The organism is Caballeronia sp. LZ001 (assembly GCF_031450875.1).
Classification (GTDB): Bacteria; Pseudomonadota; Gammaproteobacteria; order Burkholderiales; family Burkholderiaceae; genus Caballeronia.
The window spans coordinates 2595122-2617884 of sequence record NZ_JARTVX010000004.1; the positions used below are offsets into that span (position 1 = coordinate 2595122).

General features: G+C 61.8%; 21 protein-coding genes and 1 pseudogene. 10 read left to right on the top strand and 12 right to left on the bottom strand.

Translation table 11 applies throughout. The features are described from left to right. Positions 1-40 precede the first annotated feature (40 nt). The 4 genes from P9292_RS23055 to P9292_RS23070 all read left to right on the top strand — a co-directional run bounded on the left by P9292_RS23055 (position 41) and on the right by P9292_RS23070 (position 4449). Positions 41-247 carry a hypothetical protein gene (locus tag P9292_RS23055; RefSeq protein ID WP_244827183.1) on the top strand — a complete coding sequence of 69 codons (207 nt, stop codon included), beginning with the start codon at positions 41-43 and terminating at the stop codon, positions 245-247. Positions 248-325: 78 nt separating this feature from the next. Further along, entirely contained in the window at positions 326-1705 is a 1380-nt protein-coding gene (dalD, locus tag P9292_RS23060; RefSeq protein ID WP_250525463.1) for a D-arabinitol 4-dehydrogenase, read from the top strand. A 108-nt stretch (positions 1706-1813) separates the two neighbouring features. Further along, positions 1814-3295, top strand: a complete 1482-nt coding sequence (gene xylB / locus P9292_RS23065; protein ID WP_309961411.1) for a xylulokinase — start codon at positions 1814-1816, stop codon at positions 3293-3295. Between the two features lie 206 nt (positions 3296-3501). Continuing rightward, positions 3502-4449: a sugar-binding transcriptional regulator gene (locus P9292_RS23070; protein WP_250491869.1), complete on the top strand. Its 948-nt coding sequence runs from the start codon at positions 3502-3504 to the stop codon at positions 4447-4449. Between the two features lie 55 nt (positions 4450-4504). Here the strand turns inward: P9292_RS23070 and P9292_RS23075 are convergent, their stop codons facing one another. The 6 genes from P9292_RS23075 to P9292_RS23100 form a co-directional block, all read right to left on the bottom strand. Then, entirely contained in the window at positions 4505-5653 is a 1149-nt protein-coding gene (locus tag P9292_RS23075) for an ABC transporter ATP-binding protein (protein ID WP_244827179.1), read from the bottom strand. A gap of 48 nt (positions 5654-5701) precedes the next feature. Beyond that, positions 5702-6370, bottom strand: coding sequence for an HAD family phosphatase (locus P9292_RS23080; RefSeq protein WP_244827969.1), 669 nt, complete (start codon positions 6368-6370; stop codon positions 5702-5704). A gap of 55 nt (positions 6371-6425) precedes the next feature. Then, positions 6426-7277 carry a carbohydrate ABC transporter permease gene (locus tag P9292_RS23085; protein WP_244827178.1) on the bottom strand — a complete coding sequence of 284 codons (852 nt, stop codon included), beginning with the start codon at positions 7275-7277 and terminating at the stop codon, positions 6426-6428. Further along, positions 7274-8209: a carbohydrate ABC transporter permease gene (locus P9292_RS23090; RefSeq protein WP_244827177.1), complete on the bottom strand. Its 936-nt coding sequence runs from the start codon at positions 8207-8209 to the stop codon at positions 7274-7276. Before P9292_RS23090 ends, P9292_RS23085 begins: the two co-directional genes overlap by 4 nt. Before the next feature lie 74 nt (positions 8210-8283). Then, positions 8284-9645, bottom strand: a complete 1362-nt coding sequence (locus P9292_RS23095) for a sugar ABC transporter substrate-binding protein (RefSeq protein ID WP_244827176.1) — start codon at positions 9643-9645, stop codon at positions 8284-8286. A 198-nt stretch (positions 9646-9843) separates the two neighbouring features. Further along, entirely contained in the window at positions 9844-10128 is a 285-nt protein-coding gene (locus tag P9292_RS23100; RefSeq protein WP_309961413.1) for a hypothetical protein, read from the bottom strand. Positions 10129-10252: 124 nt separating this feature from the next. Between P9292_RS23100 and P9292_RS23105 the strand changes: the two genes are divergently transcribed. The 5 genes from P9292_RS23105 (at position 10253) to P9292_RS23125 (ending at position 13673) form a co-directional block, all read left to right on the top strand. Beyond that, entirely contained in the window at positions 10253-10564 is a 312-nt protein-coding gene (locus P9292_RS23105; protein ID WP_309961415.1) for a hypothetical protein, read from the top strand. A 21-nt stretch (positions 10565-10585) separates the two neighbouring features. Beyond that, positions 10586-11044: a Fur family transcriptional regulator gene (locus P9292_RS23110; protein WP_244827174.1), complete on the top strand. Its 459-nt coding sequence runs from the start codon at positions 10586-10588 to the stop codon at positions 11042-11044. 76 nt (positions 11045-11120) lie between these two features. Next, the gene (locus tag P9292_RS23115) at positions 11121-12002 is read left to right on the top strand and encodes a metal ABC transporter solute-binding protein (RefSeq protein WP_309964144.1); all 882 of its coding nucleotides are present in this window, start codon (positions 11121-11123) and stop codon (positions 12000-12002) included. Continuing rightward, positions 11999-12898 carry an ATP-binding cassette domain-containing protein gene (locus P9292_RS23120; RefSeq protein WP_309961418.1) on the top strand — a complete coding sequence of 300 codons (900 nt, stop codon included), beginning with the start codon at positions 11999-12001 and terminating at the stop codon, positions 12896-12898. The genes P9292_RS23115 and P9292_RS23120 overlap by 4 nt, the downstream gene beginning before the upstream one ends. Further along, the gene (locus P9292_RS23125) at positions 12891-13673 is read left to right on the top strand and encodes a metal ABC transporter permease (RefSeq protein WP_244827172.1); all 783 of its coding nucleotides are present in this window, start codon (positions 12891-12893) and stop codon (positions 13671-13673) included. Before P9292_RS23120 ends, P9292_RS23125 begins: the two co-directional genes overlap by 8 nt. Before the next feature lie 341 nt (positions 13674-14014). Here P9292_RS23125 and P9292_RS23130 read toward each other — a convergent pair. The 4 genes and pseudogenes from P9292_RS23130 to P9292_RS23145 form a co-directional block, all read right to left on the bottom strand. After that, positions 14015-14599: pseudogene (locus P9292_RS23130) on the bottom strand (type VI secretion system baseplate subunit TssG); the annotation flags it as partial. Further along, the gene (gene tssF, locus P9292_RS23135) at positions 14563-16422 is read right to left on the bottom strand and encodes a type VI secretion system baseplate subunit TssF (RefSeq protein WP_309961420.1); all 1860 of its coding nucleotides are present in this window, start codon (positions 16420-16422) and stop codon (positions 14563-14565) included. The gene tssF and the pseudogene P9292_RS23130, both read right to left, overlap by 37 nt. Before the next feature lie 14 nt (positions 16423-16436). Further along, the gene (locus P9292_RS23140; protein ID WP_309961422.1) at positions 16437-17171 is read right to left on the bottom strand and encodes a type VI secretion IcmF C-terminal domain-containing protein; all 735 of its coding nucleotides are present in this window, start codon (positions 17169-17171) and stop codon (positions 16437-16439) included. Between the two features lie 20 nt (positions 17172-17191). Next, a complete protein-coding gene (locus tag P9292_RS23145) occupies positions 17192-18169 on the bottom strand; it encodes an ImcF-related family protein (RefSeq protein ID WP_309961425.1) in 978 nt (325 codons plus the stop codon). On the opposite strand from P9292_RS23145, the gene P9292_RS23150 reads away from it, so the two are divergent. Next, entirely contained in the window at positions 18083-18529 is a 447-nt protein-coding gene (locus tag P9292_RS23150; protein WP_409015408.1) for an ImcF-related family protein, read from the top strand. The two genes, P9292_RS23145 and P9292_RS23150, sit on opposite strands and share 87 nt — an antisense overlap. Here P9292_RS23150 and P9292_RS23155 read toward each other — a convergent pair. Beyond that, complete coding sequence (locus tag P9292_RS23155; RefSeq protein ID WP_309961430.1) at positions 18440-19993, bottom strand: hypothetical protein; 1554 nt, start codon at positions 19991-19993, stop codon at positions 18440-18442. The genes P9292_RS23150 and P9292_RS23155 overlap by 90 nt on opposite strands. Further along, positions 19950-22589, bottom strand: a complete 2640-nt coding sequence (locus tag P9292_RS23160; protein WP_309961433.1) for a type VI secretion system tip protein VgrG — start codon at positions 22587-22589, stop codon at positions 19950-19952. Before P9292_RS23160 ends, P9292_RS23155 begins: the two co-directional genes overlap by 44 nt. Positions 22590-22763 lie beyond the last annotated feature (174 nt).

Below are 22763 nucleotides of genomic sequence, written 5' to 3' on the forward strand. Positions count from 1 at the left end.
CGACTCGTATCTTTCTGTGTGGTTTGCCGCGTCATTGCCTATGGTTGATGCAGACCTTCGTTCAACGCCGGCCATGCTGACTATCCGGGTTATTCCCGATTCGTCCTGTAACGGCGCGCTGGGCTACGTCCGGCGCTTCAGCGCCGCTGCCGCGCGCGGCCGCATGCGGCACCGCGCCTTGACTTTCGCGATGCCCAATACGATCATTCGATCAACCAAAGAGCAAATGCTCACCACGGCTGCGTAAATTGTGAGCGCAAGGCGTTGCAAACGCAAACGGTCGTCCGCGAAGAACGGGCGCACATCCAATCAAAGGAAGCGAGACATGACGAGCGAAAACAATGTGATCCTGCACATCGGCGCGGGGTCTTTTCATCGCGCGCATCAGGCGTGGTACTTGAGCCGGCTGATCGAATCGGGCGATGCGAGCTGGTCGCTCGCCGTGGGCAACATTCGCGGCGACATGAACGCCGTGCTCGATGCGCTCGCCGCGCAAAACGGCGAGTACACGCTCGAAACCGTCACGCCGCAAGGCGAGCGCGACTACGAAACGGTGCGCTCCATCCGCCGCGTGATTCCCTGGACCGCCGATCTCGACGGGCTCATCGCGGCGGGCAGCGCGCCCGAATGCAAGATCGTATCGTTCACCGTCACCGAAGGCGGCTATTACCTCGACGAACACGACAAGCTCGAAACCGGCAACGTCGATCTCGCCGCCGACCTGAAAGGCGCGAAGACCACCATCTACGGTGCCATTGCCGCCATTCTCGACGCCCGCATGAAGAACGACGCGGGCAAGCTGTCGCTGCAGAACTGCGACAACCTGCGCAGCAACGGCGACCGCTTCAAGGCGGGCATGCTCGAATTCCTCGAACTGCGCGGCGAAACGAAATTGCGCGACTGGATGATCGCCAACACCTCGTGCCCGAACGCGATGGTCGATCGCATCACGCCGCGTCCGACACCCGATGTCGCGGAGCGCGTGAAAGCCGCGACGGGTTTCGACGACCGCGCGCCGATCATGGGCGAGAAGTTCATCCAGTGGGTAATCGAGGATCACTTCATCGCGGGAAGGCCCGCTTGGGAGAAGGTGGGCGCGGAGATGGTCGAGTCCGTCCTGCCTTACGAAGAGGCGAAGATCCGCATTCTCAACGCGAGTCATAGCTGCATTGCGTGGGCGGGAACGCTCGTCGGCCTGCAGTACATTCACGAAGGCACGCAGGACCTGGAGATTCGCGCTCTCGCCGAAGCCTATGTCACCGACGACGTCATCCCGTGCCTCACGCCTAGCCCGATCGATCTGGCGAAGTATCGCGATGTCGTGCTCGACCGCTTTAGCAATCCGTATATCAAGGACACGAATCAGCGCGTCGCCGCCGATGGCTTCTCGAAGCTGCCGGGCTTTATCGCGCCGACGCTCGCGGAATGTTTCGAGCGCAACGTCGATCCCGACTCGACCGCGATTCTGCCCGCGCTCTTCTTTCGCTTCCTCGAACGCTGGCACGAAGGCAAGCTGCCTTATACCTACCAGGATGGCGTGATGGACCCCGCCGTCGCGCATGGCTATTTCACGGCCGACGATCCGATCAAGGCCTTCGCCGGCGACAAGCTGCTCTGGGGCAGCATGGCGCAGACCGAGAGCCTGGAGCGCGTGCTGCGCGCGGCAATCGGGCGCGTCGATGCGTGGCTCAAGAACCGGCCTTGATTGGCTCGCTTGGGTGTTGTGCTCATGGCGCATTGAGGCGCACGGCGTTACATTAGCGCCTCCGGTTTTCTGCCGGGCTTCGCGCCTGGCTTCGACAAAGGTCCGTTCATGTATTTAGGTATCGACCTCGGCACCTCCGAAGTGAAAGTGCTGCTGCTCGCAAGCGACGGCAGTGTAATCGGCACGGCGGGCACGCCTTTTACGGTGTCGCGCCCGAAACCGCGCTGGTCCGAACAAAATCCGCTCGACTGGTGGGCAGGCACGCGCGCCGCCCTCTTCGCCTTGCGCGACAAGTTTCCGAAAGAGTTCGCGCAAGTGCGCGGCATCGGCCTGTCCGGGCAGATGCATGGCGCGGTGCTGCTCGATTCGAGCGATCGCGTGCTGCGCCCGGCCATCCTCTGGAACGACATGCGCAGCGACAAGGAGTGCGCCGAGCTTTACGAGCGCGCGCCGAATCTGCACGAGATCGCCGGTAATCTGGCGATGCCCGGTTTCACCGCGCCCAAGCTGCTCTGGGTCGCGCACAACGAGCCGGAAATCTTCCGGCAGACGGCTTGCGTGCTGTTGCCGAAGGATTATCTGCGCATGCATCTCACGGGCACGAAGGTGTCCGATCCATCCGATGCCGCCGGCACGCTTTGGCTCGATGTTGCGCGACGCGACTGGTCGGACGAACTGCTCGCCACGTGCAGCATGACGCGGCAGCAGATGCCGAAGCTCGCCGAGGGCAGCGAGCCTTCGGGCACCTTGCGTCCGGAACTCGCGCGTGAACTCGGCTTGCCCGATGGCGTCATCGTTGCGGCAGGCGGCGGCGACAATGCGGCGAGCGCGGTGGGAATCGGCGCAACCGAACCCGGCGATGGCTTCCTCTCGCTCGGCACGTCGGGCGTGTTGTGCGTGGTGGGCGATCGCTTCAGGCCCAATCCGGCATCGGCGGTGCATGCGTTTTGTCACGCCATTCCGGACCGCTGGCATCAAATGAGCGTGGTGTTGTCGGCGGCGAGTTGCCTGCGCTGGGTATGCAAGCTCACGTCCACCGACGAGCCCACGCTGCTTGCGGAAATCGAGGCGCTGCCCGCCGATGCCTTATCGACCGCGCCTTTGTTCCTGCCGTATCTGAGCGGCGAGCGCACGCCGCACAACGACCCTTACGCGCAGGGCGTGTTCTTCGGCATGACGCACGCCACCGATCGCGCCTTGCTCGGCTATTCGGTGCTGGAAGGCGTGACGCTCGCCCTGACCGATGGTCTCGACGCCTTGCAATCCGCGGGCACGGAAGCGCATGCCTTGTCGCTGCTTGGCGGCGGCGCGCGCAGTGCGTACTGGGGCCAAATGTTCGCCGATGCGCTCGATACGCCCACGCGCACGCACGGCGGCGGCGAGACGGGCGCGGCGCTCGGCGCGGCGCGGCTCGGCTGGCTCGCGGCGGGCGGCGATCCGGCGACGGTGCTGACCAAACCTGCCATCAAGCAAGAGTTCACGCCGAATGCCGAGCGCTACGCGGCGTTGCGCCAGCGGCTCAAGGGCTATCGCGAGCTGTATCAGCACGTGCGGCCGTTGTTCGATCCGGCGCGTCCGCGACTAGCCTGACGCCGAGAGACGTTCGAAAGCCGGCTGTTGCCGTTAAGCGGGTAGCCGGCTGTTTCGTTTTCCAAACGGCATTCATTGGCCGCCTTGCTTGGCCTGAACGCAGCGTTTCGGTCGTGCGGGTAAATATTCGGCGATGGTTTCCGACGATAAACCGCGCCGCGCGCTATAAAAAGAACTACAACTGAAGCAGACTCAATTCAACGACCGTGCCCAAGCCCAACGAAAAACTCGATCTGGCGACGCGCGCCGCGTGGCTCTACTACGTCGCGGGCAATACTCAGAATGAGATCGCCGAAAAACTGCAAATCTCGCGACCTGTCGCGCAGCGGCTCGTCGCCTTCGCGGTCGAAAAGAACCTGATTCGCGTGCGAGTCGATCATCAGATCGCCGATTGCCTTTCGCTTGCGAAGCAACTCAGCGACCGCTACGGACTCGCGATGTGCGAAGTGGTGCCCATCGACGGCGACAGCAACGAGCAAGTGGACCGCAAGCTCGCGGTAGCAGGCGCGCAGGTGATGGAACGCTATCTCGTCGATGAGAAACCGCTCGTCGTCTCCATCAGCAGCGGGCGCACGCTCAAGGCGGTGGTCGCGCAGATCGGGCAACTGGAGCGGCCGCAGCATCGGCTGGTGTCGCTCGTCGGCGCGATTGCGCACGATGGTTCGTCCAATCGCTACGACGTCGCGCAGCAGCTCTCCGAAAAGACCGGCGGCAAGCACTTCATGCTGCCCGCGCCGCTCATGGCCGATAGCGAAGCCGAGCGCGCGCAATGGTGCAATCACCGTCTTTATCGGATCGTGGATGCGCTCGCGCAGAAAGCGGATGTGGCTTTTGTCGGCATCGGCAATGTGGGCATCAATTGTCCGCTGCACGAGGACGGATTCATCTCGAACGCCGAAGTCCACGAGTTGATGAAAGCGGGCGCGGTGGCGGAACTGCTCGGCCTGCCGATCGATGCGAACGGAGCGCGCGTCGATTCGAAAACAGGCGCGCGCGCGACGAGCCTCCGGATCGATTCGCCGCCGAAACGGCCGACCATCGGCTTTGCCGGCGGCGAGCGCAAGCGCGCGGCGCTGGTCGCGGCGTTGAAGGGGAAGTGGTTGTCTGGATTGGTGACGGATGAGCTTTGCGCGCGCGCGGCGCTGGCGGCTTGAATCGCTCGTCCCATGACGCCGGCGTCCATGCGAGACACCGGCGCCACTGCGGAGATCAAGCCCGCGCCACGCTCGGCACAGCCAATTCCGGATGCTCCACGAGATAAGCTTCCACCACGTGCCGCCTGAACGCGATGCCGTCGGCGTTGAACAAATGGCAGTGTTCCGGCGACGCGCCCACCTTCAGCTTCTCGCCCCGCGTGTGCTTCTCCAAGGGCGGAATCCGCGAGATCAAGCCGTCCGGCGCCACCGATGTCTCCGCGTACAGATAAGCCGCGTCGCCGAGCGTTTCCACGGTCATCGTCGAAGCGGACACGCCGTATTCCGAAACGTTCGGCTGTAACGCTTCCGGACGAATGCCGATAGTCACCGCATCGCCGGGCTTGGCATTGCCTGGCAGCACGCCGGCCAGTTGCGTCTCGCCGGTGGAATACTTCACGAGCACGCCATCGTCCTGAATGCGCTCGACCGTGCCCGAGAGAAAGTTCATCTTCGGCGAGCCGATAAAACCCGCCACGAACTTGTTGGCCGGCGCGTGATACAGCGTGTTGGGCGTGCCGACCTGCTCGATATTGCCCGCCGAGAGCACCACGATCTTGTCCGCCAGCGTCATTGCTTCGACCTGATCGTGAGTCACGTAGATCATCGTCGTCTTGAGATCGTCGTGCAGGCGCGCGAATTCCAGGCGCATCTTCACGCGCAACGCGGCGTCGAGATTGGAAAGCGGTTCGTCGAAGAGAAACACTTTCGGCTTGCGCGTGATCGCGCGGCCAATCGCCACGCGCTGGCGCTGCCCGCCCGACAACTGCTTCGGCTTGCGGTCCAGCAAGTGATCGATATGCAAAATCTTCGCGGCGTTCTTCACGGCCGCATCGATCGCGGGCTTCTTCTCGCCCGCGAGCTTGAGTCCGAACGCCATGTTGTCGTAGAGCGTCATGTGCGGATAGAGCGCGTACGACTGAAACACCATCGCAATGCCGCGCTTCGCGGGCGGCAACTCGTTCACGCGCACGCCGTCGATCGACAGATCGCCGCCGCTGATCTCCTCCAGCCCCGCGATCATGCGCATCAGCGTGGACTTGCCACAGCCCGACGGTCCGACGAACACGACGAACTCGCCGTCGTTGATATCGAGGTTGACACTCTTCATCACCTCGGTGTCTTCATATCGCTTGTTGATGTTACGCAGTGTCAGACTAGCCATGATCCGTCTCCATGTATCTTTGTTTGCGACGCTTAGCCGAGCCTCTTTTCAAGGCGTCTCGAAGGTCGCATGCTGCAGCCATTGTTCGACGAGTGCGGGCAAGCGCGCCATGTCGTCGAAGACGACTTCCGCGCCCGCGCGCTTCAACGCGCCGATCTGTCCTTCCGTCGCATGTCCTCCGCCGATGAACCCCAGCACCTGCATGCCCGCCGCGCGCGCCGCCGTCACGCCGGTCACGCTGTCCTCCACCACGAGGCAGCGCAACGGGTCGACCTTCAACGCGCGCGCCGCCGCTAAATACACGTCGGGCGCAGGCTTCGGGTTCGCCACCATGTCCGCCGTGAAGCGCCTGTCGCCGAAAAACTGCACGAGGCCCGTGCGATTCAGGACGGTATCCACGTAAGCCGCGAAGCTGTTGCTCGCGCATGCCTTGGTGAGCGGCACGGCGGCAAGCGCCTCGGCGATGCCCGCGACCGGCGGCGCTTCTACCGCCGCCGCTTCGACCGCGCGGCGGATCGACATGATCTGATCCTGCGTGAGCGTGCGGTTCACGGTGTCCGCCGCGCTCGCGAGCACGGCTTCGATGCGCAAGCCGAGCAGCGGCATCACCACGGGTTCGATATCGACGCCTGGCCACAGCGTCTGCAATTCCGTGACGAGCATGCGCGCCGCCACGGCTTCGCTGTCGATGAGCACGCCGTCGCAGTCGCAGATCATCAGTCGATCTGCGAGCGCGGCTTCTCTGGAAGGTGTCAGGTTCACTGGGTACGCCTCACTTCACCGCGCCGAAGGTCAGGCCGCGCACCAGTTGCTTCTGCGAGAGCCAGCCGACGATGAGAATCGGCGCGACGGCAAGCAGCGACGCCGCCGAAAGCTTGGCCCAGAACAAGCCTTCCGGACTCGAATACGACGCGATGAACACGGTAAGCGGCGCCGCGTTCGAGCTCGACAGGTTGATGCTCCAGAACGCCTCGTTCCAAGAGAGGATCACGAGCAGGAGACCGGTCGATGCCAGTCCCGGCAGCGACATCGGCATGAGCAGATAGACTATCTCCTGCCACGTCGTCGCGCCGTCTATGCGTCCCGCTTCGAGAATGTCGCGCGGCACTTCGTTGAAGTAAGTGAACGCCATCCACACGGCAATCGGCAAATTGATCAGCGTGTAGACGATGATGAGACCCGACACCGTATCGAGCAGGCCCGTGTTCTTCCACAACAGATAGATCGGCACCAGCACGCCGACCGACGGCATCATCTTCGTGGAGAGCATCCACAGCAGCACTTTCTGCGTCTTCTTCGTGGGGAAGAAGGCCATCGCGTAGGCGCAGGGCACGGCGAGCAACAGGCAGATCACCGTGACGCCCAGCGAGATCAGCACCGAGTTGAGCGCGAAGCCCCAGTAGTTGCTGCGCGCAAAGACCTCGCGGAAGCTGTCGAGCGTCGGCGTGAAGAAAAGCGACGACGAGTATGCCTGCTGCTCGGTCTTGAACGCGGTGATCGTCATCCAGAAGATGGGGAAGAACAACAGGATCGAAACGATCCACGCCACGATGCCGGGCACGATGCGCTTCACGTGTTCGAACACGGGCACGGGCGGCCTGGTGGAAACCGGTTGAGTGCTCATGACTCGTACTCCCCTTTGAGGTTCTTCGCGAGCATTCTCACGAGGAAGAACGCAACCACGTTCGCGAGGATCACCGCGAGGATGCCGCCCGCCGATGCGAGACCGACATCGAACTGCTGCAGACCGAGCGCATAGATGAGATACGACAGGTTGGTGGTCGCGGTGCCCGGACCGCCGCCGGTGGTCGTATAGATTTCAGCGAAGATCGACAGCAGGAAGATTGTTTCCATCATCACGACGACGGCGATTGCGCGACGCAAGTGCGGCAGCGTGATGAAGAAGAACATGGCGAACGGACCCGCGCCGTCGATGCGCGCCGCTTCCTTCTGCTCCTGATCGAGCGACTGGATCGCCGTGAAGAGAATCAGGAACGCGAACGGCAGCCATTGCCACGACACGATCATGATGACCGCGAAGAGCGGGTAGTCGGCGAACCAGTCGATCGGCTGCATGCCCATGGAACGCATCAGCGAGGCGACCAGGCCATACACCGGGTGCAGGATCATGTTCTTCCAGATCAGCGCGGACACCGTCGGCATGACGAAGAACGGCGCAATCACCAGAAGCCGCGCAATGCCCTGCCCGATGAATTTGCGGTCGAACAGCACGGCGAGCAGCACGCCGCCGATCACCGTGATGCCGAGCGTCGAGCCGATCAGGGTCAGCGTATGGCCAATGGACGGGCCGAACGCCGGGTCGGTGGCGAGGAACTCGTAGTTATCGAAGCCCGCGAAACCCTTTACATCGGGATTGAGCAGGTTGTAGCGCGAGAACGAAAACCAGATCGTCATCGCGAGCGGGATCGCCATCCACAAGAACAGGAGACCGGTCGAGGGCGTGATCAGCCAGCGCACCGACTTCGCGCGCTTCTTGTCGCGCTCGGCCGCGGACTCCTGGTAGTGGTCGGAGATAGGGGGATTCAGTTGACTCATCGTGACACCTCTCGATGATTGACCGGCCGCGCATCTTCGGAGGGCGAAGACGCGCGGCCTGCGAACTACGTGACTTACTTCTGATAGCCCGCCTGTTTCACTGCGCGATCGGCTGCCGCGTTGGCGGCCTTGAGCGCGCTATCGACGCTGCCCTGATTCGCGACGACGCCGGCGATCGACTGACCGACTACCGTGCCGAACGACTGGAACTCGGGGATGCCCACGAACTGGATGCCGCTATACGGCACCTTCTTGAGCGACGCATCGTTCGGATTGGCGCTTTCGATCGCCGCCAGCACGAAGTCGCCGAACGGCGCGGCCTGTTTGTACTCGGGGCGCGCGTAGGTGGACTTGCGCGTGCCCGGCGGCACCGAGGCCCAGCCCTCGTCCTTGCCGACCATTTCGATATATTCCTTCGACGTGGCCCACGCGGCGAACTTCTTCGCGGCGTCCTGCTGCTTCGACGTCTTCGGGATCGCGAGCGACCACGACCACAGCCAGTGCGAGCCCTTCGGCGTCACGGCGATCGGCGCGGCGGCAAAGCCGATCTTGTCCGAGACCTGCGACTGCGCCTTGTTGTAGAGCATGCCGGCGGCAACCGTCGCGTCGATCCACATTGCGCACTTGCCCGAGGACATCAGCGTGAGGTTTTCGTTGAAGCCGTTGGAGCTTGCTCCTGGAGGGCCGTCGGCCTTGAGCAAGTCCGCATAGAACGACACGGCCTTGTGCCATTCGGGCGAATCGAGCTGCGCCTTCCATTGTTCGTCGAACCAGCGGCCGCCGAAGGTGTTCACCACCGTCGAAACGAAGGCCATGTTCTCGCCCCAGCCTGCCTTGCCGCGCAGGCAGATGCCGTATTGGCCCTTGGCCTTGTCGGTCAGCTTGTCGGCGAATTGCTTGATCTGATCGTAGGTCGGCTGATCGGGCATCTTGAGGCCGGCCGCGTCGAACAGATCCTTACGGTAATAGGTCATCGAGCTTTCGACGTAGAACGGCAGCGCATAAAGCTGGCCGTTGTACGAGAGACCGTCGCGGGCGGTTTTCACCACGTCGTCGAGATCGTAGTTCGCGGGCAGATTGGCCATCGGCGTGAGCCAGCCACGCTTGCCCCACTGCGGCGCTTCGTACGTGCCGATGGTGAGCACGTCGAACTGGCCGCTGTTGGTCGTGATGTCGGTGGTGGCGCGCTGACGCAGCACGTTTTCTTCGAGAATCACCCACTTCAGCTGGATGTCCGGATTGGCCTTCTCGAACGCGGGCGAGAGCTTTTTCAGCTCGATCATGTCCGGGTTGTTGAGCGTGGCCACCGTGATGGTGGTCGCTGCTTGCGCAGGCGGCACGAAGGCCGCGCTTGCCGCGATGAGCGATGCGACGACGCCGGTCACGGCAAGCTGTGCACGCGGCTCTGTCCGAACGATAGTGTGGATGCGTTTCATTGTGGTGCGTCTCCTTTTTTGTTGGCATGGGCGCCATGCGGGAAACAGGCCGTGCGGCGATGTCTTCGATGCCGTCGGTGCCTGTCTCGCAAGCGCCGGTGTGCCGCTGCCTGCTGCCTCAGGGATGCGCGATGGATATCGCGTGGATTCCGGTTTTGCTTCGGGTTTTCTTTTGAATCTTCGCTGCGGTATCGCCTCTTACCTTTCGCTGCCTTCTTTGGTCTTGCGCCCTACCCTTGCGTGCTTATCGTGCCGTTTCACTATAGACGGTGCGCCTCGCGCTGCAAGGGCCGTCAACTCGTCCGCTTGCCGCTTTTCGACGCTGAGCTTGCGGGCCATGATGTCGTTGACCGCGAAGACATGGCCGTGGATTTCCCGCGATTTGCCGAGGATTGGATGCATGTCGATGAGCGCCGCGTGACTGAAGGGAATGTCGATACCGCCGGAACGCTCGACGGTCTTGGCGACGATGCGCTCGAACACATGTACGCGTTCGCCAGCGTCTTCGGAGCGCCGACGGAGTTCGCTCTCGTCATCGACCACGAGCTTCGCGCCTTCTTCAAGAAAAGACCGCGCCACCGCTTCGCCCATACCACTCGTGGCAACCGTGATGATCGCCACCTTGTCGCTCAATCTCACCGACATCTCCGAGATCTTTGTTTGGTTCGAAGTGAGCGAACGCTCTGGCTTCGATCAATTGCTCTTTGTGTGGTCGAATGATCGGCGTTGTGTAGAGAAGTGTCAAGGCGGGAAAACCAGTTTCGATGGTGCGACGCGCAATTGCGTCCGCGGCGGAAAGCCGCGCCAGTCGCTGCTTCGAGCAACGGTCGTTCCTAAAGGTGCACTCGACGCTGATACGTTATATCATCTCGGAATTCTCCGATGCGGCATTCGACATGAACGCCGTGTCATGCATTAAACCCGGACACCGAGCCTCAACATGACCGCATCCGTCGAAACCATGCTTGCTCGCGCGGAAGCGCTGGCCATCGAGCGCGGCGTCGCGCTCACACCCTTGCGCCGGCACGTGTACGAACTCGTGCTGAAGGCGCATAAGCCGATCGGCGCCTACGACCTCATCGACGCAATGGAGCCGAAGCGCGGCGCGCGCGTGCCGCCCACCACTGTTTATCGCGCGCTCGACTTCCTGGTCGAGAACGGCTTCGTGCATCGCATCGAATCGAAGAACGCGTTCGTCGCCTGCTGCGATGCCGGCAAGCCGCACGAAAGCCAGTTCCTTATCTGCGACGACTGCGGCAACACGCTCGAAATACAGGGCCGCGATCTGGCTTCGTCGCTTTCGGCCACGCCGCCTGCGCATGGCTTCGAAGTGCGGCATCAGGTCGTCGAATTGAGCGGACTGTGCAGCGATTGCCAGAAGAAGCACCGCCACGCCTGAGCGCACGTCGTTCGAGCCACGAACCATGCCCCTGCCGCACCGCGCCGGCACGCCCTATAACGACTCAAGGAACCCGATGAAACTCGCGCATGTCCTCACCTGCCTCGTCGCCGCATTCGGCTTTTGCCAGGGAGCTTTCGCGCAAGCCACGCGCGTGCCCGTCGTGGCGGCTGAAAACTTCTATGGCGATGTGATCCGCCAGCTCGGCGGCGATCACGTGCAGGTGACGAGCATCCTCAGCAATCCGGATGAAGATCCGCATCTCTTCGAAGCCAGCCCGAAGACCGCGCGTGCGCTTCAGCACGCGGCGCTGGTCGTCTACAACGGCGCGGACTACGATCCATGGATGGACAAACTGCTCGCGGCATCGAGAAAGAACGACACGCGCACGATAATCGTCGCGGCGCAGCTCGTCGGCAAGAAGTCCGGCGACAATCCGCATCTCTGGTACGACCCGGCGACCATGCCCGCCGTCGCTAAAGCGGTGACCCAGTATCTCGTAAGCGCGGACCCGTCCCACAAGAGCGATTACGACGCGCGCCTCGCGACCTTCCTGAATTCGCTCAAGCCGATCGATGCCGGCGTCGCGCAACTGCGCGCACACTTCAAGGGCGTGCCGGTGACGGCCACCGAGCCGGTGTTCGGCTATATGGCCGATGCCATCGGCTTCGAGATGCGCAATCAGCGCTTCCAGATGGCCGAGATGAACGAGACCGAGCCGAGTCCCGCCGATATCGCCGCTTTCGAAAAAGACCTGAGCGAGCGGCGCGTGCACGTGCTCATCTACAACAGCCAGGCGACGGGCGCGCTCACGAAACGCCTGCTCAACGTGGCGAAGGACGCGCATTTGCCTAGCGTCAGCGTGACGGAGACGTTGCCTGCCAACAAGACCTATCAGCAATGGATGCTGGGTCAGCTCGATTCGTTATCGGGCGCCTTGCAAGGATGGCAAAGATGAGCGTTCACTCGGGACCCGCGCTCGAAGTCGATCGCGTGACGCTGGAACTCGGCGGCCGCACGATCCTCGACGACGCAAGTTTCACCGTCCACACGGGCCAATTCATCGGCGTGCTCGGGCCGAACGGCGCGGGCAAGACCACGCTCATGCGCGCGCTGCTCGGCCTCGTGCCGCTCGCCGGCGGATCGATTCGCGTGAACGGCGCGGCGGTGGTGCGCGGCAATCCGACCATTGGCTATATGCCGCAGATTCGCAGCGGGCTTGCGGGCCGGCGAGTGTTGGGCCGCGATTTCGTCGCGATGGCGGCGGACGGACATCACTGGGGCGTGCCGCATCGCAATGCCCGCATTCGCGCGGATGTCGAGCGCGTGCTCGATCTCGTCGGCGCGGTGCAGCTTGCCGGGCGGCCGCTGTCCGAGTTGTCGGGAGGCGAGCGGCAGCGCTTGCTGCTTGCGCAATGTCTGCTCGGCGATCCGCGCCTTCTCTTGCTCGATGAACCGCTCATCAGTCTGGACCCGCGGCATCAGACGGGCGTGGTCGAACTCGTGCGGCGTGTGCAGCGCGAATTGAACATCACCGTGTTGTTCTCGGCGCATGAACTCAATCCGCTGCTCAACTCGCTCGACCGCGTGCTGTATCTCGGCAATGGACGCGCGGCGCTCGGCACGGTCGATGAAGTCATCTCGAAGCCGGTGTTGTCGAAGCTGTATGGCTCGCCGATCGACGTGATGCGCGTGAACGGCCGCATCTTCGTGATGTCGGGCGATGTGGAGATCGACAAGCTCGATCATGCGCACGAAGAAGGCGACGAACATGCTCATGAGCACGATCATGGTCATGGCCACGCGCATGCGCACGGTCACGACACGAAGGGAAAGCATACGCACAATGTTTGAATACGACTTCATGGTCAACGCATTCGCGGCGTCGGGGATCGTCGCGGTGCTGTCGGGGATCGTCGGCTATTTCCTGGTGCTGCGCGGGCAGACGTTCGCGGGTCACGCGTTGTCGCATGTCGGCTTCACGGGCGCAACGGGCGCCGTGTTGATCGGCCTGCCGCCGCTTTGGGGGATGATTGGCGTCACACTTGCGGCGGGCGTCGGCATGGGCGCGCTCGGCGAGAAGCTCGCGGGACGTGACGTGGCGATTGGCGTGATTTTGTCGCTATCGCTTGGCTTCGGTCTGTTGTTTCTGCACTTCTTTACGGCTTATGCGACGCAGGCTACGGCTCTCTTGTTCGGCAATGTGCTGGGCGTGAGTCATAGCGTGTTGATCGTGCTGGCGGGGCTTGCGGTCGTGAGTCTGGGCGCGTTGGCGGTGATCATGCGGCCGCTGTTGTTTGCTTCGCTACAGCCGGAGCTGGCGGAGGCGAAAGGGGTTTCGCTGCGGCTCGTGTCGACGTTGTTTCTAGCGATTACCGCGTTGGCCGTGGCGGCTTGTACGCAGATCGTCGGAGTGTTGCTCGTTTTTGCGTTGATGGTCGGGCCGGCTGCCGCTGCGCAGAATTTGACGACGCGGTTGTCGTCGGGGTTGGTGTTGGCTGGTCTTTTTGCGCTCGCGCAGGCTTGGGTGGGGTTGACGCTTGCCTACTACACGGATTGGCCTACCAGTTTCTGGATTACGATGCTCGCGGCTTTGGTTTATGGGGTTAGTTTGTTGAGGAAGGGTTGAGAAGGTTTTTTGCTGCTTTTGCGGGCGCGGTGGGTTGGAGTTTTGTCGTTGTCTTGCGTTTTGGTTTAGTAGCCGTCTCCTGCCGGAGTAGCTTTCTTTGCGGCTGCAAAAAGTTACCAAAGAAAGCAGCTTCCGAACCGCTTAGCGGGTTGCATTCTTTATTCGGCGCGGTTGAGAAGTTGGGCCGCTATCTTGCGTTTTGGTTTAGTAGTCGCCTCCCCGGCGGGGGGTTACTTTCTTTGCAAAGCAAAGACGGGTTTGAGGCTGAACCCCTCATGGATAGGGATTTACAAGGGAAATCCGGCTTTTTCCGTCCAACATCCCGTCCAACACCGTCGCTCACCGGCGCGCGCGGGCTTGTTGCCCCAACCGAAACCGGCAAGACAGAGCAGGTTTTGCGAATGGGTATCGGCCCCGCCGTAACGGAAGGTTTCGGTATAGCGATACTTCTTCCATGTGCGATACAGCAGCGTCACGAATCGGTGATGGAATTGATCGAGGAACGCTTCGACCGCCTCGTGTCCTTCTTCGCGTTGCGCGATATCGTCGAGGTAATGGCTCGGCATCGCGGCATCGACACCGTACAGACCCATGAAAGTCGTGCGAACGACGGGCGGCAATGGAACAGCGTACGGGCCATCGCTAGAGTCATCGAGTTCGACACGCGCGATCTCGCCCGCAGGGAAACCCATGCAAGGATGCGAGCCAAAGCGCACCGGCTCATGCTCGTGCGTGTCTCGCTCGCAAAAGCCAAAGCCGTTTGCCATCTCGGGGTGGCTTGCTTCAAGCGATCGGCACAGTTGCGTGAAGCTCATCGCCGGCGCATGTGCGAGCAAAGCCGCGATAAGCGGTTCGATCGACTGTTGCATATCGGGCAGATCGCGCGGTTTCATAGTGGCGAGCGCCACGTCTTGCCGCGCGGCCATTCGACGCGCTTCTGCGTCGGCAGACTGATGACCTCGAGCTTCGTGAACAGGTTGATCTCCGCGTAAAGCTCGAAGAACCGATGCAGCAGTTCGCCGAACAACATCACATCGCCGTCACCCGAGAACGCCTGCGAATCGATCGTCACTTCGATCAACACGCCACGCTCTAGGGCCCCGCCCGACACCTCTTCGAGCAGCGTCTCCGATACCCACAGAATGCCCGCCAGCCGCCTGCGATTGAGTTCGTCATTGGTCCAGTCGTAAAGCGCCAGCGCACCGCGCAACACTTCGGCATTCATCATCGACAGGAAGTTGGGCGCGAGGTGTGACAGCACGCGCCACTGGAAGCGATCGCCGGTCGGCGGGTACAGCGGCATCGTCGGCGCGACGAGGTTTCTCACGCCGACAAGCTCCGCTGCGCCGCCCACCATTTCGTCGATGCGTGCTTCACGCAGGCCCTTGCGCGGCAACAGGCCATTCGTGCCGGTCACGCGCAGTGACACGCTTTCTTCCGGCAAGTCCTCCATCGACTCCCATGCGTTGCCGCCGAAGATCAGCCACGTCTCATGCAGGCCGTCCATGCCGGGGCGCACGCGCGTATGGAAATAGCGCTCGGGCGACTCGTGCCGCATCATGCCGCCGCGATGACGGAAGTTCGAGAACGGCACGTATTCGAAACTTTGCGCTGTGACGTGATCGAAGCCGACCACGCCATCGACGGAATAGGTTTCGATGTGCTCGCCCTGATGGCTCGCCGGAATTACGCGGTATTCCGTTTCATGATGGTCGATCACGAGCGGTTCGGCGTCCAGTTCGAACAGATTGATTACCGGCGTGCAGAACAGCCGCACGTTGTCTTTGCTGAAGCGCATGTCGTGCGGATAGGTTTCTTTCAGCACGATGTCCAGTTCGAAATGCGTGGAGCGTTCCGGCAGCTCGTTCACGTCGAGACCGCAGATATCGACGAACAGGAATTTTTCGCGGAACGTGAAGTATTCGAGCAGCAGTTGATAGCCCGCGAACGCCGCGTCGGACTTGGGCCAAAGGCGTTCTTCGGGCGAGAAGCCAGCCGGTTCGATCGTCACGCCATCGAGCGGTAGAGCTTCGCCATCGCGCATTTCAGGGATACGCCAGTCGATCGCATGCACGTGTCGCGTGAGCGCGAGGTGCATGGCGAACGCGACGGGCTGATCGGCGCTCAGGTGCAGGCGCAGGCGCGAGAGGTCGGTTTCGTTGCGCTTGGCGGCGGCATCGAGTCTGAAGGCAAGCCGGATGATCGAGCGGCCATCGTGACGCACGCCCGGTCCCGCCTGCTCCAGACGCACGGGGTGCAAGTCCACCGGCTGCGTCGTGCGATACAGGCATTGGACGTTCTTCTGCGTAATACCGTCCGATGCGTCTCGGGTCACCGGAATCGGTTTCGATCGGACCGTTACGCCTGCGGGCACTTGTTCGGTGCGCTCGTGTTTCTCCATACGCGGGATCAATTCGACGATCGACAGCGCCGGGATCATGCGCAGGTAATGCGGCCATAGCAGGCTCACGAGTCCTTCGGTCAGTTCGGGGAGTTCGTCGTCGAGTTTCTGCTGCAAGCGGCCGGTGAGGAACGCGAAGCCTTCGTATAAGCGTTCGACGTACGGATCGCGGTCACCGACGCGATCGAGATTGAGCATGCGGGCGCGGTCGGGATGAGCGCGCGCGAACTCGCGGCCCGACTCGCGCAGATAGCGCATCTCGGCTTCGTAGTAGCGCAGAACTGGGTCCTGATCCTGGCGAGATGGCGGGAAGTCGGGTTCGATGCCGCTGGTGGTGTCGTGCTTCATTCTGTTCAAACGGGTTACTGCAACTCGGGTGGCAGCGGCGGCAGCACGGGCGTTCCTGCGACCACGCCGCCCTTGCCGACGATAAACACGCGCTGCGGCATCTTGAAACCGCGCAGCTTGAGCAGATCAAGCGGTCCCGCGCCAACCTGTGCCTTCAGGTCGTAGTGCAGCGGAAAGCCGCTGTCCTGATTGAAGGTCAACGCGTAGCTTGTGCTGTCGAGCGGCTTTACTTTGGCGGTGCCAAGCAGACGCAACAGCGCCCAGTCACCATTCGCCTGGAACGCGATGCGCGTGCCCGCCGTATCCGATTCCCACGTCAGCGTCGTGCGCCCATTCTGACCGTTGCTCGGCCACACGATCGACGTGTACTGCTCCAACTGGTTGAAGTACTCGATCTTCGTGCCATCGATCGTCAGCACATTGCGCGTTACCTCAGGCGTCGGATGCGGCATAAGCTGGAACCGATAGTTCGCATCGCCCTGCGTGTAGAGTTGCGCGCCCAGCGTCGCTAATTGGCGCAGCGCCGACAGGAACTCGGGATCGAACTGCAGCGCTTGCGGGGCGAGGTCGTTCGGGACCCATGCGTTGCCTTGCTGCTGCAAGATACCGGCGAGTTGCGTCGTCACGAAGCGCGAGATCAGCCCCGTATCGGGCTTGATGTAGCGGCCAAGTTCGACGAAGGACGCGTCGGCGTCCGTGTCGGCGAACGGGTAATGGCCGTCGAATGAACTGGCGAACGGTGCGGCCACTGCCGAGCGCCACAGGTCGTTCAGACTGGCCGCAGCGGGTTGCAGAATCGTTTGCCATCCACATCGAGCGGACGAGCGAACAGCGCGTCACCGAAGCCCGACCATTGCGAGCCGAGGCTCGCGGCGGTGAGTGCGGCATCGTCCCGCGCCTGCGTGAGTTCGGAGAGCTTGCCCTGAAACACGGCCTGCGCCATTTGACGCGCCATCGCCTGCGCATCCGCGCCGGTGGCGATCTGTTGCAGCTTTAGGCGCATGGTGGTGGCGACTGTCAGAAAGTGCGCGAGGCTGACGCCGCGGAAGTCGGCAGCGCTTCTGCTGCCGGATCTGCTGTTGGCTTTGGCGCCTGTCATCACGTCATCGCCCATCAGCGCGAGCAGCGGGCCGAAGGGTTTGTCGAGTGGATTGACGATCGGTTCGCTCGGGTTGTTCGTCTTTGTACCGATCATGTCCTGAGCCTTGCGCACCAGCGTGTCGGTCAGCGCCTGCGACGGACGGCCCGCTCCGGCCTGATATTCGACCGACTTCATCAGCGCGATCAACGGTGATGTCTGCGCATCGGTCAGGCGCGTAAGCTGGCTGATCGCTGCACTCAAGTTCGTGGCAGGCTGCCACTGGATGCTGTTTAGCATCGACTGCCACGCGGCGGCGTATTCGGAGAAGTAGCGCGCCCGCAGGCGCAGGCGCACTTCCTCCATGTCCTGCTGCGCTTCGAGCGCCGCACCGGGCACACGTGCGGCGCGTGCATCGGCGAGCACCCAATCGGCGCTGACGCGGCCTTCCTTCGCGGCCTTGTCGATGGCATCGCTCACGATCCCGTCCCACGCGGCGCGCGTATAGACGCCGGGAACCGTCTGCGCCGATGCGAACAGGCCCCGCGCGTCCGCGCCGTTGAGCAGTGTCGGCAAGGTCATATCCGCGTACTTGCCTTTCACCTGCGCGATCACGGATTGATAGAGCGTGTCGCCGCACGAAACCTGCGCGATCCGCTTGGACGTCACCTCGAAGCATCGCTCACGCAGTTATCGCAAGCCCGCGCCGACGCTTTGCCTAACGCCGACGAGCAACAACGCGATTACGACGCGCTTAAAGCCTATCTGATGCTCGCTGACCCGAAGCACGCCGATGCCGCGTTCCTGTCCAGGCAACTCCCAAGCGCATGGCCCGCGAACCCAGACATGCGCACCGGCGAGTTGCTCGATCTCTCGCAGCGCCTCGCCTCCTTCTATGCCAATCATCTCCGCGCGCATCCCGAATGGCGTCTCAGCGGATCAAGCGATCTCGTCGGCATGGCGCGTAACACGCTGGTCAACCAGATCGGTCTGCAAAACTCCGATGATCGTCGAATACGGTTGCCATAGTGCGACCAACAATTCGTCATTGCGATTCAGGCCCGCGCGCAGATACCACGGTGCACCGTGCTGCTGGCGGTATTCGAGCTTCTCGATTTGCTGTTGAAGGTCGAGTTGCCTGCGTAAAGCGGCAGAGGTGTTCGGTTGAACGGCGAGCGCCGCATCGACCGTACTGCGCGCATCCTGAACGAGGGAGCGGTTGCCGATGAACGAGATCGTCATCGCCGCGCACCAGGCGATGGCGCCGATCATCACCAGCGCCGCCAGCGCGTTCGGCCAATAAAAGCCGATACGCCGTCCTTTGCGCGGATCGACGCGTGCGCCGATTTCACGCCAGATTGGCAGCAGCGCGCGCGGTTGCTCACGCGGCACTGTCGTCTTGTTCGCAATCCGTTCGGCCACTTCCTGCGCAACATCTTCCTCGTGTGCAGGAATTGGCGTCGGAACGGCGGGCGTCGCATAGACCGGCGCAAACATAACGCCCGCGAGCGATGCACGACGCCACTTCGATGCACATAACGTTTGCCATGCGCTCACGATTTGCTCGCGCCGCACATCGAGATACTGCGATATTTCGGCCAGATACCAAACCGGCTTCGCGTTGCCCAATAGCGCCACGCCAACGTCCGCTGCCGCCTTTTCGATCACGCTCAGTTCGTGCGTCAACAAGTTGGTCGATGCTTGCGTATCCGCGTTCAACGGCGTCGGAATGAATGCGCCCAGCGCATGAAATTCGTCAGGGCGCTCGCCGCGTACGCTCACCGTGTGCAGCAACGTCACCGGGGCTGCCCAGCCCAACTCACGCGCCAGATTCGAGAGCGCACGGGGCCGCTCCTCATTCACCGGCAGCGCTTCGCTGGCCTGCATCACGGGAATGACGGCATCTACCGGGCGCGCGCGGCGCAAACGGCGAAGCTGAGTGCGCCACGTTTCAGGGTCGATGCCATCGGGCGCGGCATGCACGAGGATCGTATCGCCCACCCGCAGTACGGCCGATTGCTTGAGACCGGGCGCGACTTCATCGACGAGCGCTTCTTCGCCCGTGAGCATGAGCCACGGCATCGCGCTTCGCCAGCGCCATCCGATCGAGACGCGCAGTTCGTCGCACAGCAATTGCAGACGAGGATCGCGCTTCTGCGCTTTCGCGGAACGCGTCGCTTTGCCACTTTCACCGATATCGCCGATCCATCGCGCGAACTTCCCGTACAGACCGAGCCACAGCGCCCCCGCGTGCACAACCAACACGACCGCAAGCACAAGAACGATCCTGAGCAACGCAGAAATGCGCATTTCCAGCGACGTGAGACCGGTGATGTCGGCACGTCCCCACCATGCGAGCGCGCCCAACAGCGCAGCGATCAGGAAAGCGCCCAGCGCGACGCCCCAAATGATAAGGAAACCAGACGATAGTGATGTGGAAGCTTTCGATTCAAGCGCTTTCAGGTTGTTGCCCGGCGTACTCGGTGTGGTCATGCAAAGGATTTGTGTTGACGTAGAGAATGGCAGACTGCAAGCGATCGACAATCAGGTGTGGGCCTGCCAAACGCGATTCGATCGCGGCTGCGATGGAAAGCCATGCGTTTGCTGCGCCTGCATCGCCCAATACGCGATCCAGACGGCCATGCGATTCGCGGGTGGCGATGCCGGTGAAAGAGGCTTGTTTGAGCGTATCGAGTAGCGTGCTGTCGTGATTGCGCTCGAGACGCGTGAGCCACGCACGTGTGATGGTCTGAGGTTCGGCCTTGCCCCATATCGTTGTGTTGCAAATGAGATCGCGCAGCGACTCGACGCCGGCCAGTTCCTCGACCGGGCGGTGTAAGGTCGCAAGCACACGTATCGGCTCGGGAAGTTGATAGAAGCCCGGACTCAGCAGCACCGCAACAGCCGCTTCGCTGCTGTTGGCGGGCGGATCGGCGTCATGCCAGGCGAAGGCCAGAATCAACAACGCGCGACGCTCGCGCGAGTCGAGCCAAGCGTCGGCCAGCATCAGATTGTGCGGCGCTGGCTCAGCCGCGCATTCGAGTGCGGGCGCGCCTGCGATGCGCAACGCATCGCGCGCTTGCTGTGTGCGCAGGTCCATTTCGTCGGGATGCGCCAGCACGCGCGCGAGCGGTGCGTATTGCGGACCATATTGCGCGAGCGCTTGCAGCGCCGGAATCAGCGGCGCGAGTGCATCGACGAGCTTCAGTACGACGGTGGCGATTTTAGGTACGGCTTCGCATGCTTGATCATGCTCTTCGTTCGCCTGGTCCTCATTGTCCTCGGGCTCGGGCTTCGCCTGCGTCGTCGCCTGAACCAGCGACGTGACGCGCGTCAAAGCCGATTGCAGTTCCTTCAGCGCGGCGTTCATCTCCAGATGCGGCGCATTCGGACTCGACAACGCGTCGGCAGAAAAGAACAGCCCCTTCGATCCGTGAATGGTCGCGTGGCCCTGCGTGTGAATTTCGACGCCTTCACCGCGAAGCTGCTTCTGGTTGTCCACCAGATAGCCCATGCTCACCGACGACTTCTGATAGATCGTCGCCAGCTTCACGCCTTCGCGGCCTTTGAAGTCCTCGAAGCGCACCTTGTTGGCGAGCAGCGCCGAGCGCCACACCGAACGCGAGTTCCAGCCCTCAAGCCCGTGAACGTGATTCGTGTGTGAATAGTCGAAGGCGGCGAATCCTATATAGGGCCTGTCGATATCGGAATTTGTGAAGAAAATTCTGACTTCCGTTCCGGGTAGCAAGGGCGCATGAAACCCGCCTTCGCGCGAGGCCGACGGCGTCATCAGCCGTAGCCGCATGCTGTTCGATCCCGACTTGCCCGCGCCATGATGGAAGTGGAACCGGACAAGATATCGACCATGCTGGTCTAAATCCGGGTACGGGCTACCCTCGGCGCTCGATTCGATCGTCGCGATGATCGAGCCGTTCATCCATTTCCAGTCGCGCTCGGGGACGTACTCGGGCCGCCATATCTTGTCCGCAGGCGTGGCTTCGAATTCGTTCAGAACCGGCTTGGAGAGCGAACCCGTCGTCTTGAGCTTGACGATCACCAGACCATAAGGCGCTTTCGGCAACTTGTGGTTGGTGGTCGTCAGCACCCAGCCCGGATACAGCCCGGCGATGTTCGTCGTGCCAGTGTGGATGACCTGCTTCGAAGCAATGTCCTGCGCACGAACTTTGGTGAGCGCCTGCGCCTCTTCCGGAGTATGGAAATGCTCGCTGCTCCGATTGATTTGGCCATGGAGCGTTTTGTCGCCTCGATCCACATACGCGATCGCGGACACCGGCGCATTGGGCGTCCGATAGTTGTGATCGCGCAACTCGACGCTTTCAGGCAGCAGCGTCTGCCTGCGCTTGATGCTCAGCAGCGCTTCGTGAAACTCGCCGTCCAGACCATTGGGACGGATGTAGGGCACGTCGATCGAACGCATGTAACCGTTCGCACGGTTATCCACCACGAGCGTATCGCGATGGGTTTTACTGTCGAGCGGAGCGTGCCTGAAGTACCAATACAACCCATGCCGTAAGCACTGACGTCGGAAAAATTCAAGAACACTTTCCTCGTGCATCAGCAGTTGATCGTAGCGCTGATCGACGCCCTCAAAATTCAACTCGATATCATGCGGAAAGAGATGTTCACGATCGACCAATAGCTCGTAGAAAATGTCCTTGAGCGTCTTCTGTAAAAAGACGTTTGACGTCTTCGTCAGATCGAGTAAGGACACACGTGGCGCGATCTTCAGACGGAATTGCGCACCATCGTTGCTTGAACTCTGGTGCGTGAATTCACGGACTACGCCGTGCAAGGTCCGCGCGTGACGCGATGCGGTGTCGAGGTACTTCAGCGCCGCGCGCTCCTCGACGACGAAGGACACGTTCTTGCCGAGAAAGTGGACGCCATCGAGCGTCTGATCGTCGGAATAGATGAGGATATCGAGTTCGAACAACTCGTTCATCGCTTCCGTGATGGTGTATTCCAGCGGACGGACCGGGACCTTAAGTCCTGCGACAGTCAATGAGAGGTGCTGGGAAAGCCATGCGTTGCGATCTTTGATTGCCGTCAGAAAATCGGTTGCAGCCATGTCTTGCGTTGCCTCGTGTTCGAAAGGACGACGAAATTACTTTTTCGACCACGTGCCATTGTGACGCAATAAATCGCTGCCATTAGGCATGAACTGAGCGGGATTCTGTAGGAACCGCTGAATATTCCGCAGATTCAAGAAGTTATATGCGTGTGTGCTGGAACGGTTCAGGTC

Coding starts and splice junctions, on each gene's coding strand:
- P9292_RS23160 (WP_309961433.1), bottom strand. CDS start 22,589: ATGGCTGCAACCGATTTTCTGACGGCAATCAAAGATCGCAACGCATGG.
- P9292_RS23125 (WP_244827172.1), top strand. CDS start 12,891: ATGTTTGAATACGACTTCATGGTCAACGCATTCGCGGCGTCGGGGATC.
- P9292_RS23055 (WP_244827183.1), top strand. CDS start 41: ATGGTTGATGCAGACCTTCGTTCAACGCCGGCCATGCTGACTATCCGG.
- P9292_RS23090 (WP_244827177.1), bottom strand. CDS start 8,209: ATGAGTCAACTGAATCCCCCTATCTCCGACCACTACCAGGAGTCCGCG.
- P9292_RS23110 (WP_244827174.1), top strand. CDS start 10,586: ATGACCGCATCCGTCGAAACCATGCTTGCTCGCGCGGAAGCGCTGGCC.
- P9292_RS23080 (WP_244827969.1), bottom strand. CDS start 6,370: ATGATCTGCGACTGCGACGGCGTGCTCATCGACAGCGAAGCCGTGGCG.
- dalD (WP_250525463.1), top strand. CDS start 326: ATGACGAGCGAAAACAATGTGATCCTGCACATCGGCGCGGGGTCTTTT.
- P9292_RS23075 (WP_244827179.1), bottom strand. CDS start 5,653: ATGGCTAGTCTGACACTGCGTAACATCAACAAGCGATATGAAGACACC.
- xylB (WP_309961411.1), top strand. CDS start 1,814: ATGTATTTAGGTATCGACCTCGGCACCTCCGAAGTGAAAGTGCTGCTG.
- P9292_RS23095 (WP_244827176.1), bottom strand. CDS start 9,645: ATGAAACGCATCCACACTATCGTTCGGACAGAGCCGCGTGCACAGCTT.
- P9292_RS23115 (WP_309964144.1), top strand. CDS start 11,121: ATGAAACTCGCGCATGTCCTCACCTGCCTCGTCGCCGCATTCGGCTTT.
- tssF (WP_309961420.1), bottom strand. CDS start 16,422: ATGAAGCACGACACCACCAGCGGCATCGAACCCGACTTCCCGCCATCT.
- P9292_RS23120 (WP_309961418.1), top strand. CDS start 11,999: ATGAGCGTTCACTCGGGACCCGCGCTCGAAGTCGATCGCGTGACGCTG.
- P9292_RS23155 (WP_309961430.1), bottom strand. CDS start 19,993: ATGACCACACCGAGTACGCCGGGCAACAACCTGAAAGCGCTTGAATCG.
- P9292_RS23085 (WP_244827178.1), bottom strand. CDS start 7,277: ATGAGCACTCAACCGGTTTCCACCAGGCCGCCCGTGCCCGTGTTCGAA.